Source organism: Kiritimatiellia bacterium (genome assembly GCA_018001225.1).
Taxonomy (GTDB): domain Bacteria; phylum Verrucomicrobiota; class Kiritimatiellia; order CAIQIC01; family JAGNIJ01; genus JAGNIJ01.
Genome location: JAGNIJ010000025.1, coordinates 1 through 14,496, shown reverse-complemented (window position 1 = coordinate 14,496; position 14,496 = coordinate 1). Strand labels below are relative to the sequence as shown.

The 14,496-nt window shown below is 68.6% G+C and carries 11 protein-coding genes; 10 read left to right on the top strand and 1 reads right to left on the bottom strand.

The features are described 5' to 3' along the window. Positions 1 to 36 precede the first annotated feature (36 nt). Genes KA248_09675 through KA248_09630 form a run of 10 tightly spaced genes read left to right on the top strand, consistent with a single transcriptional unit; the run spans position 37 to position 14,038 of the window. On the top strand, positions 37 to 1,689 hold the full coding sequence (locus tag KA248_09675) for a Gfo/Idh/MocA family oxidoreductase (GenBank protein ID MBP7830172.1): 1,653 nt from the start codon (positions 37 to 39) through the stop codon (positions 1,687 to 1,689). A gap of 2 nt (positions 1,690 to 1,691) precedes the next feature. Further along, complete coding sequence (locus KA248_09670; protein ID MBP7830171.1) at positions 1,692 to 2,804, top strand: DegT/DnrJ/EryC1/StrS family aminotransferase; 1,113 nt, start codon at positions 1,692 to 1,694, stop codon at positions 2,802 to 2,804. A 30-nt stretch (positions 2,805 to 2,834) separates the two neighbouring features. Next, positions 2,835 to 3,830 (top strand): NAD-dependent epimerase/dehydratase family protein, encoded by a 996-nt coding sequence (locus tag KA248_09665; GenBank protein MBP7830170.1) that lies wholly within the window; start codon positions 2,835 to 2,837, stop codon positions 3,828 to 3,830. Positions 3,831 to 3,847: 17 nt separating this feature from the next. Further along, a complete protein-coding gene (gene asnB, locus KA248_09660) occupies positions 3,848 to 5,722 on the top strand; it encodes an asparagine synthase (glutamine-hydrolyzing) (GenBank protein ID MBP7830169.1) in 1,875 nt (624 codons plus the stop codon). Then, entirely contained in the window at positions 5,719 to 6,588 is an 870-nt protein-coding gene (locus tag KA248_09655) for an NAD(P)-dependent oxidoreductase (protein ID MBP7830168.1), read from the top strand. The genes asnB (KA248_09660) and KA248_09655 overlap by 4 nt, the downstream gene beginning before the upstream one ends. Before the next feature lies 1 nt (position 6,589). Continuing rightward, positions 6,590 to 7,864, top strand: a complete 1,275-nt coding sequence (locus KA248_09650; GenBank protein MBP7830167.1) for a glycosyltransferase — start codon at positions 6,590 to 6,592, stop codon at positions 7,862 to 7,864. Next, entirely contained in the window at positions 7,861 to 9,342 is a 1,482-nt protein-coding gene (locus tag KA248_09645) for an oligosaccharide flippase family protein (protein ID MBP7830166.1), read from the top strand. Before KA248_09650 ends, KA248_09645 begins: the two co-directional genes overlap by 4 nt. A 41-nt stretch (positions 9,343 to 9,383) precedes the next feature. Continuing rightward, a complete protein-coding gene (asnB, locus tag KA248_09640; GenBank protein ID MBP7830165.1) occupies positions 9,384 to 11,309 on the top strand; it encodes an asparagine synthase (glutamine-hydrolyzing) in 1,926 nt (641 codons plus the stop codon). 20 nt (positions 11,310 to 11,329) lie between these two features. Next, positions 11,330 to 12,859, top strand: coding sequence for a hypothetical protein (locus KA248_09635; protein MBP7830164.1), 1,530 nt, complete (start codon positions 11,330 to 11,332; stop codon positions 12,857 to 12,859). Between the two features lie 15 nt (positions 12,860 to 12,874). Continuing rightward, positions 12,875 to 14,038, top strand: coding sequence for a glycosyltransferase family 4 protein (locus tag KA248_09630; protein MBP7830163.1), 1,164 nt, complete (start codon positions 12,875 to 12,877; stop codon positions 14,036 to 14,038). Here KA248_09630 and KA248_09625 read toward each other — a convergent pair. Continuing rightward, positions 14,008 to 14,496 (bottom strand): SGNH/GDSL hydrolase family protein (locus tag KA248_09625; protein MBP7830162.1); only part of this gene is annotated, 489 nt, incomplete at its 5' end. The genes KA248_09630 and KA248_09625 overlap by 31 nt on opposite strands.

Below are 14,496 nucleotides of genomic sequence, written 5' to 3'. Positions count from 1 at the left end.
ATGGACAGACAAGAACCGTCGGTCCGGGGAGATGACATGAACAAGCACATCGCGGTAGTCGGCATGGGGTACTGGGGTAAGAACCTGGCCCGCAACTTCCACGAACTGGGGGCGTTGCATACGATCTGCGACACCAGCCCGGCGGTGGAGAAGGAGTGGAAGGCCAAGTTCCCGGACGTGCGGTTCACGCAGGATTTCGGCCATGTTCTCGCCGATCCCGGAATCCGGGCCGTGGCCCTGGCCACGCCGGCGGTGACGCACTACGGCATGGCCCGGACCGCGCTGGAGGCCGGCAAGGATGTCTTCGTGGAGAAGCCGCTCGCCATCAAGGTGGAAGAGGGCCGCGCGCTGGTGGACCTCGCGGGCCGGCTCGGCCGCGTGCTGATGGTCGGCCACATCCTGCGCTATCACCCCGCCGTGATCGCGCTGGGCCGGCTGATCTCGTCGGGCGACCTCGGCCAGATCCAGTACCTCTACTCGAACCGGTTGAACATCGGGAAGATCCGCACGGAGGAGAACATCCTGTGGAGCTTTGCGCCCCACGACATCTCGGTGATGCTCGCGCTGCTCGGCGAGATGCCGATGTCCGTCGCCTGCCAGGGCGGGGGCTATCTGAACCCGCTGGTGATGGACGTCACGACCAGCGAGTTCGCGTTCCCGAGCGGCGTGCGCGCGCACATCTTCGTCAACTGGCTGCACCCCTTCAAGGAGCAGCGGCTGGTCGTCGTCGGCTCGCAGAAGATGGCCGTCTTCGACGACACGGCCAAGAACAAGCTGGTCCTGTACCCGCACAAGGTCGAGTGGAAGGACCGCGTGCCGACGGCGGTCAAGGCCGAGGCCGAGGTGGTTCCCCTCGACGCCTCCGAGCCGCTGAAGGAGGAGTGCCGCCAGTTCATCGCCTGCCTCGACTCCCGCGCCGCGCCGGTGACGGACGGGGCGGAGGGGTTACGCGTGCTGACCGTGCTGGACGCCTGCCAGCGGTCGCTGGCCTCCGGCGGCGGGACGGTGGCCCAGGCCGCCGCGGCCGGCCCCGCGCGCGAGTACTTCGTTCACGAGACCGCCTGCGTGGACCCGCCCTGCGAGATCGGGGCGGGCACGAAGATCTGGCACTTCAGCCACGTCCTGCCGAGGGTCAAGATCGGCCAGCGCTGCATCCTGGGCCAGAACGTCCACATCGCGGACGGCGTGGTCATGGGGAACAACGTCAAGATCCAGAACAACGTGTCGGTCTACACCGGCACGGTGATCGAGGACGACGTGTTTCTCGGCCCGTCCTGCGTGCTGACGAACGTCACCAACCCCCGCTCGCAGGTCAACCGCCACGCCCTCTACGAGAAGACGCACTTCCGGCGCGGCTGCAGCGTCGGCGCCAACGCGACGATCGTCTGCGGCGTGACCGTCGGCCGCTACGCCTTCGTCGCCGCGGGTTCGGTGGTGACGAAGGACGTGCCGGACTACGCGCTCGTCATGGGCAATCCCGCGCGGCAGAAGAGCTGGATGAGCCGCCACGGCCACCGGCTCGGCGCGCCGGATCAGGACGGCGTGATGCGCTGCCCCGAGAGCGGCTATCGCTACAAGGAAGTCGAGCCCGGCGTGCTGAAGTGCCTCGACCTGGATGAAGAAGCCCCGTTGCCGGCGGAGTTGGCCAAGGGCGAAAAAACGTACGACGAGTTCAAGAAAGGAAAATGACGATGAACGTTCCCCTGTTGGACCTCAAAGCGCAGTACGCCGGGATCAAGGCCGAGATCGAGCCTGTCCTGCGCGAAGTCGTCGAGTCGCAGTATTTCATCCTCGGGCCGAAGGTCCAGGAATGCGAGAAGGCCATCGCGGCCTACTGCGCCTGCGCCCGCGCGGTCGGCGTGACCTCGGGCACGGACGCGCTGCTCATCGCCCTGATGGCCGAGGGCATCGGGTCGGGCGACGAGGTGATCACAACGCCCTACACCTTCTTCGCCACCGCGGGCTCGATCGCCCGGACGGGTGCGCGGCCGGTGTTCGTGGACATCGATCCCGAGACGTATAACATCGACCCGGCGCAGATCGAGGCGAAGATCACCGCGAAGACGCGCGCGATCATGCCGGTGCATCTGTACGGGCAGATGGCGGACATGGACCCGATCATGGAGATCGCCGCCCGCCGCCACCTGGTCGTCATCGAGGACGCTGCGCAGGCGATCGGCTCGGAGAACAAGGGCCGGCGCGCGGGCTCGATCGGGCACTACGGCTGCTTCTCGTTCTTTCCCTCGAAGAACCTGGGCTGCTTCGGCGACGGCGGCATCGTGACGACGAACGACGCGGCGCGGGCGGACAAGCTCGGGATCCTTCGGGCGCACGGCTCGAAGCCGAAGTACTTCCACAAGATCATCGGCGGCAACTTCCGGCTGGACGCCCTGCAGGCGGCGGTCGTACTGGTCAAGCTGCGCCACCTCGACGCGTGGACGGCGGGCCGGCAGGCCAACGCGAAGCGGTACGACAAACTGTTCGCCGCCGCGGGCCTAGCGGCCAAGGTCAAGCTGCCGAAGGTCGTCGCCAACCGTCACATCTTCAACCAGTACGTCCTCCGCGTGCCTCGCCGCGACGATTTGCAGAACTTCTTGAAGGACAAGGGGATCGGCACGGAGGTCTACTACCCTGTTCCGATGCATCTTCAGGAGTGCTTCGCGTATCTCGGACACAAGAAGGGCGATTTCCCCGAAAGCGAAAAGGCCGCGCTCGAGACCGTGGCGCTGCCCATCTATCCCGAACTGGCGGACGCCCAGGCGGCGTACGTGGTGGACAGCATCAAGGAATTCCTGTCGGCCTAGGCCGCGCCGGAAAGAAGATCGGAGGACAGCATGGACATCAAGGGCAAGAAGATCATGGTGATCGGCGGGGCGGGGCTGATCGGCAGCCACATCGTGGACCAGCTCCTGCAGACCGACGTGAAGGAAGTAGTCGTGTACGACAACTTCGTGCGCGGCCGGATGGAGAACCTGGCCGGGGCGCTGAAGGACCCGCGCTGCAGCGTGTTTCCGCTCGGCGGGGACATCTGTCAGCCGGACATCCTGGACACGGCGATGAAGGGCGTGGACGGCGTGTTCCACCTGGCGGCCCTGTGGCTGCTGCACTGCCACGAGTATCCGCAGTCGGCCTTCGACGTGAACATCCGCGGGACGTTCAACGTGATCGAGGCCTGTCGCCGGCATACTATCCAGCGGCTGGTCTACTCCTCCAGCGCGAGCGTGTACGGGGACGCCCTCGAGGAGCCGATGACGGAGAGCCACCCGTTCAACTGCTGGACCTTCTACGGCGCGACGAAGATCGCCGGCGAGGCGATGCTGAAGGCCCACCACAAGCGCTACGGGGTCAAGGGCGTGGGGCTGCGCTACATGAACGTCTACGGGCCGCGCCAGGACTACAAGGGCGCGTACATCGCGGTGATGATGAAGGCGCTGGACTGCATCGACCGCAACGAGCCGCCGCTGGTGTTCGGCGACGGGTCGCAGGCCTACGATTTCATCCACGTCGCGGACGTGGCGCGGGCGAACCTGTGCGCGATGGCGTCCGAGTGCCCGATCGGGTTCTTCAACGTTGGGCGGGGCGTGAAGACCTCGGTGAAGGAACTGATCGAGGTGTTGCTGAAGCTGACGGGCAAGGAGTCGCTGGGGATCAACTTCAAGCCGGCGACGGAGTACTTCGTGACCAACCGGGTCGGCTGTGAGAAAGCCGCGCGCGAGAAGCTGGGCTTCGAGTGGAAGATCGACCTGGAGGAGGGCCTCCAGTCGCTCATCGAGTGGCGCCAGGCCCACATGGCCGAGGTCGAGGCGCGGCGCGGCGCGGCCGGCCGGTAGGCGGGGGCGGCAAGAGCATGTGCGGTATAACGGGATTCTGCAATCTGGACGGCGCGCCGGCCTCGCCGGAGGTTTTGGCCCGGATGGTGGCGCGCATGGCGCACCGCGGTCCGGACGGGGAGGGGGTCTATACCGACGGGCCGGCGGGCCTGGGGCACCGCCGCCTCGCGATCATCGACCTGACGGACGCGGGCCGGGAGCCGATGACCACGGCGGACGGCCGCTACACCCTGACATACAACGGCGAGATCTATAACTTTGAGGCCTTGCGCCGGGAACTGCAGGCCGCGGGGCGGACTTTCCAATCGCGCACCGATGCGGAAGTGGCCTTGCAGGCGTACGCGGAGTGGGGCGAGGACGCCCTGCTGAAGTTCAACGGCATGTTTGCGCTGGCGATCTGGGACCGGGTGCGGCGGGAGCTGTTCCTGGCGCGCGACCGCTTCGGCATCAAGCCGCTCTACTACAGCCTCCGGCCCGGCGTGTTCCTGTTCGGCTCGGAGGTGAAGCCGCTTCTGGCCCATCCCGCCTGCCGGACGGAGCTCGATCGCGAAGCGCTGCTGGAGTATTTCACTTTTCAGAACCTGTTCACGGACCGGACGTGGTTCGCCGGGGTCCGCCTGTTGCCGCCGGGCATGAGCCTGCGGGTGACGGCGGGGGGCGCCGGCCGGCCGCGGCGCTACTGGGATTTCTCCTTCGAGGAGCCGGAACGCCCGGCCGACAAGCGGGCGTACGAGGAGGAGTTGGACCGCCTGTTCCGGCAGGCCGTGCGTCGCCAACTCGTCAGCGACGTGGACGTGGGCTCCTATCTTAGCGGGGGCATGGATTCGGGTTCGGTCACGGCCATCGCCGCGGAGCAGCTCCCGTACCTGAAGACGTTCACGTGCGGGTTCGATCTCCGGTCGGCCTCCGGCATCGAGCTGTCCTTCGACGAGCGGGCGAAGGCGGAACACCTGTCCTACCTGTTGCGCACCGAGCACTACGAGATGGTCCTGAAGGCGGGCGACATGGAGCGCATCTTCCCGAAGCTGATGTGGCACCTGGAAGACCCCCGCGTGGGCCAGAGCTATCCCAACTACTATGCCGCCAAGCTGGCGGGCCGGTTCGTCAAGGTGGTCCTTTCCGGGGGGGGCGGGGACGAGCTCTTCGGCGGCTACCCGTGGCGCTATTACCGGGCCGCCGTCAACGACGACTTCGAGCACTACATCGACAAGTACTACCGGTACTGGCAGCGGCTGATCCCCAACAAGGACATCCGCGAGGTATTCGATCCGGTCTGGCCCGACGTGCAGCACGTGTGGACACGGGACATCTTCCGCGATGTCTTCAGCCGGCGCCCGTCCGCGCTGGCCCGGCCCGAGGACTACGTCAATTGTTCCATGTACTTCGAGATCAAGACGTTCCTGCACGGCCTGCTGCTCGTGGAGGACAAGTTGAGCATGGCGCACGGGCTGGAGACGCGGCTTCCCTTCCTGGACAACGACCTGGTGGATTTCGCGATGCGCCTGCCCGTGAACCTGAAGCTGGGCAACCTGCGCGAAGTCGTGCGGCTGAACGAAAACGAACCCGGGTACAAGACGGCGCGCTACTTCGACAAGACGCGCGACGGCAAGCTCCTGCTGCGCGACGTGATGAAGCGCTACGTGCCGGATTCGACCGCCGAGGGCGTCAAGCAGGGCTTCTCGGCGCCGGATGCCAGCTGGTTCAAGGGGGAGAGCATGGACTACGTGCGGCGCCGCCTGTTCTCGCCGGGCACGCGGGTTTACGACTACCTGGCCCGCGACAAGGTGCAGGCGCTGGTGACGGAGCACCTGGAGGGCCGGCAGAACCGCCGGCTGCTCATCTGGTCGTTGCTGTGTTTCGAGGCTTGGCTGGATTGTTTTCTTCCGAAATGAGCGGGCCGGAAGCCATCGTGGTCACCGGCGCCGACGGGTTCATCGGGACCCGCCTGGTGGCCGACCTGCGCGCGCGGGGGGAGCGGCCGGTGGTCGCGGTTACGCTGGAGGCCGGGTTCGACCTGGCCCGGCCCGGCTGGACGGAGCGGCTCCCGCGCGAACGGGCCGATACGGTCGTCCACCTGGCGCAATCCTTCCGATACCGGGACTTTCCCGACGGGGCGCGGGATCTCTTCGCCGTCAACGTCGCGGCGGCCGCCGAACTGCTGGAATGGGCGCGCCTTCATGGCGCGCGGCGTTTCCTGCTGGCCTCCACGGGCAACGTGTACGCCCCCGCCGCGGGGCGGGTCGACGAGCAGTATCCCTGCTGCCCGGATTCCTTCTATGCCGCCACGAAGTACAGCGCCGAACTGCTGGCGTCCCGCTACGCTTCCTTTTTCCATGTCATCCGGATGCGGCTGTTCTCGGTGTACGGCCCCGGCCAGCGGCGCATGCTGGTGCCGGACATGATGGCCCGCCTCGACGAGGGCCGGGAGATCGTTCTGGCCGGGGGCGAGGGCCTGCGCCTGACGCCGTTGTACGTGGACGATGCCGTGGACCGGATCCGGGGCCTGGTGGCCCTGGAGGACGGCGCGGGAGACGAATGCTTCAACCTGTGCGGGGAGGACGAGGCGACCCTGGCCGAGATCGTGTCCCACCTGGGCCGGCTGATGGGCCGGGCCCCGAACGTGCGGGCCGCCGAGGGCGCGCCGGCCCGTCTCCTGGGGGACGGGGCGCGGCTCCGCGGCCGGCTCGGTTCGCGGCCGTTCGTTCCCCTGGCGGAAGGCCTGGCCCGCACGGTGGCGGCCCGAAAGGCCGCGGACTGACATGCGGGCGCGGGACCAGAAGCCGCGCGTAGGCCTCTTTCTGATGGCCGGGGACATGACCGGCGGGGGCGGGGCCGAGCGGCAGTTCTCCGACACGTACGACGCGTTCCAGCAGAGATCGGGCCCGCTGGACGTCTGGCTGGTGACCGACCGGTTCACCCTGGGACACCTGCAGGCCGTCGGCCGCCCGCGCTCCGCGGCGCGGCTCCTGGTGCTGCGCTCCCTGGGCGGCGTCCGCGGCCGTCCGGCCCGGAGCCTGCGCTCGCTATGGCGCCGGCCGGGCGCGTGGCTCCTCGAATTCGCGTTCAAGTGCGCGCGCCGGATCGAGCACCTGCTGCTGATCGTCCAGTGCTTCCGGGCCGCGTTGCGCTTCGACCTGATTCATATCGCCCTGCTCCGCCGGTTTCACCCGCCGTTTCTCCGCGCCCTGGCCCGCCTGCCGGCCGCGCTCCGGCCCCGCATCAGCCTGTCGATCGTGGACTGCCGCCTGGCGCACAGCCTGATGGACCCGCGCGGCGCGGAGGAGGATATCGCGTGCTACATGCCGCTGCTGCGAGGGCTCCGGCCGGACGGGGTGCTGTCCTGGTACGAGCTGTTCAAGAGCGTGGCGGAGCGGTTGAAGCTGTTTCCGGGGCGCACGCGGATCCATGCGTCGCGCTATTGCTTCGTGGACCTGTCTCGCTGCGCGGCGGCGGAGCGGAAGGATCGGCTCGTGATCTTCGCGGGGCGCCTGACCGGGGTGAAGCAGCCCCTCCTGTTCATCGAGGCGGTGCGCCTTCTCCTGGAGCAGCACGGCGACCTGGCGCGAGGCTGGACGTTTGCGATGTACGGCCGGGGGGACCTGGAGCCCGCGGTGCGCGTGCGCCTGGAGGAAACCGGCCTCCGGGATCGCGTGGCGCTGGCCTCGTCCGGGAACATGCCCGCGGTCTTCGCGAAAAGCCGGCTGTTCGTCTCGACCCAGGATTACGAGAACTTCACATCGCTGGCCATGCTGGAGGCGATGGCCTGCGGCAACGCGGTCGTCGCTCGCGACGTCGGGCAGACCGCCCGCTTCGTGGAAGACGGCGTGAACGGGTTCCTGGCCCGGCCCGACTCGGCCGAGGGCGTGGCCCGGGCCATCGCCCGCTACCTGTCCCTGCCGGAACAGCATGACCGCATGCAGGCGGAAAGCCGCCGCCTGGCCACCGAGGAACACAGCGTGGAGCATTTCCTGGCCGAGACCGAAGCCTACTGGCTGAAACTCCTGGAGCCCGGCGCCGGGGAGGCCGCGCCATGACGCGGCGCGGTGCCGGCCTCGTCTTGCAGTCGTCCCTTCGCGGGCGCCTGCAGTTCCTGTTGAAGGACTCGGTCCTGTACGGCGGCGCGACGGCCGTGGCCCGGCTTCTCTCGATCTTCACGGTCCCCATCCTCGCGCGGCTTTTTTCCCGCACGGAATTCGGCGTCGTGGACGCCCTCGCCGTCCTGGGCACGGTGTTCGTCCCCCTGATGACGATGGGGCAGGACAGCGCCGTCGCCCGCTTCTTCTACGAGCAGGAGGATGAGCGCGAGCGGCGGGAGGTCATCTCGCAGTCCCTATTGTTCGAACTGGCCCTGATCGCGGCCTGCACGGCGGGCCTGTACCTGTTCGCCGGCCCGCTGATGCAGGCGCTGTTTTCCTCCGGGGATCAGGCCCCGGCGTTTCGCGTCGTCGCGCTGTCCCTCCCGTTCCAGGTGCTGCTCAACTACGGGCAGAACATCCTGAAGTGGACGTTCAACCGCTGGCGTTTTCTCTTCGTGTCGATCGGCTCGGTGGCGCTGACCGTGGCACTGACGCTCGTGTTCGTGGTGATCCTGCGGCGGGGGATCCTGGGCGTGTTTTACGCCCAGCTCGCCAGCCGGGTCATTTTCGCGGCGGTCGGCCTTTTCTTCTGCCGCTCTTGGTTCGTCCGGCCGGCCCACTATCGCCACCTCTTTCCCATGTTTCAGTTCGGCTGGCCCTACATGCTGCTGGGCGTGTCGGGCTGCCTCATGCCGATGATCGACCGCTATTTCATCGTCAACCGGTTGAGCCTGGAGGCCATGGGCCTGTACGCGGCGGGGGCGAAACTGGCCATGCTCATCCAGCTTCCCATCCAGGGATTCCAGACGGCCTGGGGCCCGTTCGCGTTCGCGATCTACAAGGACGCCAAGGCGTCGCAGACCTATGACGCCGTGCTGCTCTGCTACACGGCGGGCCTGTGCCTGGCCGGCTACCTGCTGGTGGCCCTGGCCCGCCCCCTGTTGCTGGTGCTGGTCTCCGCGAAGTATCTGGAATCGCAGTTCCTGGTGTTGCCGATGGTCCTTGCGCTGATCATCGACTCCCTGTCCTGGATCACGGGCATCGGCATCGACATTTCCAAGAAGACCCCGATGGCCGTGATCAGTTACGCGGCGGGCGTGGCGGGCACCGTGGCGGCCATGGCGCTGCTCGTCCGGCCCTTCGGCCTGATGGGCGCCGCGTACGCCATGGTGATCGGCCGCCTGATCCTGACCGTCACCAAGACCTTCCTGGCCCACCGGCTTTACCCCCTCGCGTTCCACTACGCCCGGCCGGCGGGGCTGATCCTCGCGTCGTTCGGCATGAATCTGCTGACCGATCGCTACCTGCCGTTCTCGTGGAGCCCGGGCCCCATCGCCGTGCGCGTGCTTTTGGCCGTCGTGCTGGCGCTCGTGGCCTGCCGGTGGCTGGCGGCCGGCCGCGCCGAGCGGCAGGCCGCCGCGGCGCGCCCGGCGTGAACGCAGGCGGACCCCTCCCATCCCTTTCGACAGGTTATCGCATGTGCGGCATCGCCGGCCTTCTCTACTTTGATCCCGCCCGGGTCCCGGGCCGGGACGTGCTGTCGCGGATGACCGGCACGCTGGCCCACCGCGGGCCGGACGACTCCGGCCTGCACCTCGACGGGCCGGCGGGCCTCGGCTTCCGCCGGTTGAGCATCATCGACCTCTCTCCGGCGGGGCACCAGCCGATGTCCAACGAGGACGGCACCCTGTGGCTCGTGTGCAACGGGGAGATCTACAACTTCACGGCCCTGCGCGAGGACCTGCGCCGGCGCGGGCACGTGTTCAAGTCCGGCACGGACGTGGAGACGATCCTGCACGGCTACGAGGAGTGGGGCGAGGCGGTGCTGGACCGGCTGGACGGGATGTTCGCCTTCGCGCTCTGGGACGGGCCGCGCCGGCAGATGCTGCTCGCCCGGGACCGGTTCGGCATCAAGCCGCTGCACTATGCCGTGCTCCCGCACGGCCTGGTCTTCGGATCGGAACTCAAGGCCGTGCTGGCCTGCCCGGACGTGCCCCGCCGGCTGGACGCCGGGGCCCTGTGGAACTACCTGTCGCTGGCCAAGGTGCCCGCGCCGGAAACGATCTACCGGGAGATCCGCAAGCTGCCGCCGGGGCATGCGCTGACGGCGCGCCACGGGCAGGTCGCCGTGCGCCGCTACTACGAGCTGCCGCGCGAACGGCCGGTCGTGCGGCCGGTGGAAGAGGCGGCGGAGGAGGTCCTGCAGCGCCTCGAGGCCGCGGTGCGCACGCACCTGGTGGCCGACGTGCCCGTCGGGTGTTTCTTGAGCGGCGGCGTGGACTCCAGCGTGATCGCCACCCTGGCGGCGCGGCACACCGGCGGCCGGCTGCAGACGTTCTCCGTCACGTTCGAGGATTCGCCGGAGGTGGACGAATCCCCGTACCAGAAACTGATGGTCGAGCGGCTCGGGACGGAGCATCACACGGTCCGGGCGCGCACGGACATGGCCGAATGGGTGCCCGCCATGGTGAAGGCCACCGACGAGCCCTTCGCGATCGCCTCCTTCATGCCGCTGTACCACCTTTCCCGGCTCACCCGGCAGCACGTGAAGGTCGTGCTGTCCGGCGACGGCGCGGATGAGCTCTTCGCGGGGTACAACACGCGCTATATCGAGGACGGGTACCGCCGGTGGCTGGGGCGGGCGGAGCGGGTGCTGCGCGGCGGCGGGGAGGACGCGATCTGGCGGAACCGCGGTCGGCGGCAGCGGGCCTGGCGGCGCGCCGACCTGGCCCGCCGCGCGGAGTTCGACCGGTTCCTGACCAGTTGCAGCCGCTTCCGGGATTTCGAGAAACGCGCACTGCTGCAGCCGGCGCTGCTCGGCGCGGCGGATGCGGCGTGGGGCGCGGGCCTCGCGGCCGCGTACGACGCCGGCCTGCCCACGGAACTGGATCGCAAGCTGCGTTTCGAGATGATGACCCTGCTGCCGGACGAGATGCTGACCAAGGTGGACCGGGCGACCAGCGCGTTCAGCCTGGAGGGCCGCGTCCCGTACCTGGACCGCGCGGTCGCCGAGCAGGCCTGGACTCTTCACCCCTCGGTGCACTGGAGCGAGGGTGTGGGGAAGCGGGTGCTCCGGAAGGCCGCGGAGAAGCTGCTGCCCCCGGAGATTCTCCGGCGCCCGAAGGGCGGGTTCAGCGTGCCCCTCTCGCGGTGGATCCGGGAGGACCGCTCCTTTGCGAGACCCGTGCTCCAGGCGCCGCTGGCGGCGTTCGACGAACTGGTTCGCCCGGAGGCCGTACGCGCCATGCTGGCGGCCCATGACAGCGGGCAGGGCGACCACGGCGAGCGCCTGTGGCTCCTGTGCGTGTTGAAAAGCTGGCTGGCCTCCGACCCGTTCCGGGCGCCCGGGCGCCCGGACGGCGGCGGCACCGGCAGGCTTGTGGCCGCCGGCGCGGTCGCATAATATCCCGGCGGAATTACATCATGGCTCGCGATACCACGCTTCGAATACCGCTGGCGTTCATGGCCGTCGTCGGCTTCGTGATCGGCCTGCTGGCCTCGATCTGGGTGTCCGGCATCCTGGGTTTTCCGCCCGCGCTGTTCTGGGCCGTCCTTGTCCTCCTGTTCCTGACGGGGGTCTATTTCCTGGAGCACCCCAAGCAGTTCCTCGTGGTCATGTTCCTGTACTACGGGCTGATGGCCAACGGCATCCTGCTGGGCTTCTACCCGCTGCCCGTCCCGATGGTGGGCATGCTGGACGAGATCATCCTGGCGGTGCCGCTGGCCATCATCGTCATGAAGGCCGTCCACCGCCAGTTGCCGAAGCGGGCCACGCTCTTCCCCCTCCTGTACGTGTCCCTGGCCGTGTTGAGCTGGCGGATCAACCATGTGCCGACGATGAACGCGATCCGGGCGACGCTGACCTACGGCAAGTTCTACATCTTCTGGTACTACACGCGCGCCATCGGGCCCTGGAGCGATCGCGAGAAGCGGCGGTGGTTCGCCATGCTGGTCCTGTTTGCCCTGGCGCAGTTCTTCATCAACATCTACTGGCAGAAGGGCTTGGGGCTTCGCTTCCACCCGGACAACTCCACCGGCACCGTCGGCAACGCGCACTACGTCGGCTACCTTTCGGTGATGATCCTTTTCATGATCGTCGGATGGTTCGGGTCGAAGCGGAGGCCGCTGCCGCTGCGCCGGATGAGCCTGGCGGCGGGGGCGGCCCTGCTGATCGCGTACAACCTGATTTTCCTCACCGACACCAAGCACGCGCTTTTCTTCGTGCCCTTCGCGGCGATCCCGTTCTTCTTCTACCCGAAGTATCCCGCCCGCCTGCGCATCGGGCTCGGCGCGACGATGCTGCTGTTCGGCCTGGCCAGCTGGTCGTACATGGCGATGATCGGCGTCAGCGAAATCAAGGCCTCCTCGGTCTGGCGTTCCGTCAAGTACTCCGGGAAGGGGGAGATGGTGCGGACCCTGCTCTTCCGGCTCCCGGAGGAGGTGCCGCTGGCCGTCCTCGGCGCCGGGCCGGGCAATTTCTGCAGCGCGGTCGGCCTGTTGAGCTTCCGGCCCCTGGCCAACAAGTATGTCCTGCCGTACGTGATCCAGGCCCACCGCACGGGCGGCTTCCGTGCGGACTCGTCCGCCGTGGGCAAGCCGCAGAGCTCCCTGTTCACGCTCTGGGGCGAGTTCGGCCCCCTTAGCGGGCTCATCTACTTTGCCTTCTGGGCCTTCGTCATACGTTCGTTGTGGCGGGACAGCATCCGGCGCCCCCCGGGCGACTTCGACGCCGGCCAGCAGTTGGCGATCATCGCCGGCCTGGTGGTCATTATCATGGCGGGGATGCTGGTGGAGGCCTTCTACATCGGGGTGTTGATGCTGCCCTTGTGGAGCCTCGCGGGTATGTTCTGGCCCGAGCCCCCTCCGCCGCCCGCCCCGGAGCCGTCCCTGACGCCGACCTTGGAAGATCGGCGCGCCCGGCGCGGGTTCATCTCCTACTCGGGCCGGGTCTGAACCCGGCGCTTTCCGATGCGTGTTCTCCTGGCCATGCACAATGCCCTGCTCTACGGCGCGGCCCGGAGCATGCTCAACCATGCCCTGGCGCTGCGCGAGCACGGCGTCGAGTTTGCCGTCCTGCTGCCCCAGCACGGGCCGCTGGAGGAGGTGCTCGAGGCGCAGGGTATTCCCCGCTACGTGTTTCCCCTGGAGCACTTCGGACTAAAGAAGGCCCCGCTGCAGAAGGGCGGGCCGGGCAAACTCGCGCGCGCCGCGGCCTCGCGCTGGCGGTTCTTCCGCGGCGCCTCCCGCGCGATGGAGGAACTGGGCCGGCCGATCGTCCACCTCCATTCCACGTTCTGCGGCCATGCGGCGCTGGCGGCGCGGGCGGCGCGCTGCCCGATCCTCTGGCACGTGCGCGAGGAGCGCCATCGCTCGGTGGAAAAGCGGGCGCCGAGTCCGCGGCTGTGGGTCAGCCAGCTGTGGGTGGAAATGCGCCGCCGGAACGCGCGCCGGTGGGCCGACCGGGTGGTCTACGTGTCGCACGCCGTGCAGAAGAAATACGGCCTGCCGGAGAAACGCTCCGACGTGGTCTATAATTTCATCCGCATGCCGTCCGAGCCGCCGCCCCGGCCGGCGGGCGGCCCGCTGCGCGTCCTCCATGCCGGCCGGGTGACGATCGAGAAGGGCGCCGAGGAGTTCCTGGCTATTTGCCGCGCCGCTTCGCGGCGCGGCGTGGACCTGGTCGCCACCTACGCGGGGGAGGGCCCCGCGCCCTACGTCGAGGACTACCGGCGCCGCATCCGGGAAGACGGGCTCGAAGACCGGCTCCTCCTGCCCGGCTACGTCACCGACATGGCGCCGCTCTACGCGGCGTCGGACGTGCTGCTGTTTCCCTCGCACACCGAGGCCCTGCCGCGCGCGGTGATGGAGGCCATGGCCTACGGGAGGCCGGTGATCGCGTCCGATGCCGGCGGCATCCCGGAAATGATCGAGTCCGGCCGGACCGGCTTCATCTTCGATCTGCATCACCCGGAGGCGGCCGTGGACGCGCTGGAAGCCCTGGCCCGCGATCCCGCCCGCCGCGCGGAGATGGGCCGGCTCGCCCGCGAGCGGGCCCGCCGACTGTTCTCGCAGGAGTCCTACGTGGAGCAGATGCTCCGGATCTACCGCGAGATGGAAGCCGCGCGCGGCTGACCGGCGGCGGCCTCCCCCGTCGTGGCCGGGAGCAGGGCGCGCAACCGCCCGGCCAGCGCCGGCGTGGCCTCCGCCCGGCCCGCATCGTTGAGGTGGTAGGGATCCCGGAACAGGCCCGGCGCGGCCAGGCTCTCCGTAAGGTCCACCACCTCGAATCCCAGGGCCCGGCCGCGTTCCGCCGCCCGGCGCTGCAGGTCGGCGTGCGTCTGTTCGGGATACCGCTCGTCATGGAACCGGCGGTACTCGGGCGTGACGGGCAGCCAGACCAGCACCGGCCGGAACCCCTCCCGCCGCGCCCGCGCGGCGATCCGGTCCAGCCCGCTCCAGTCCGGGCTGAAGGACCACGCCAGTTGCGCCAGCCAGCGAGCCTCGCGCTCGTCGATCGTCCCCTCGAACACGGTCGTTCCGCCCGCTCCCTCTTCCCGCGTCCCCCCGCCGCCCGCCGGGGCCGCGGCCGC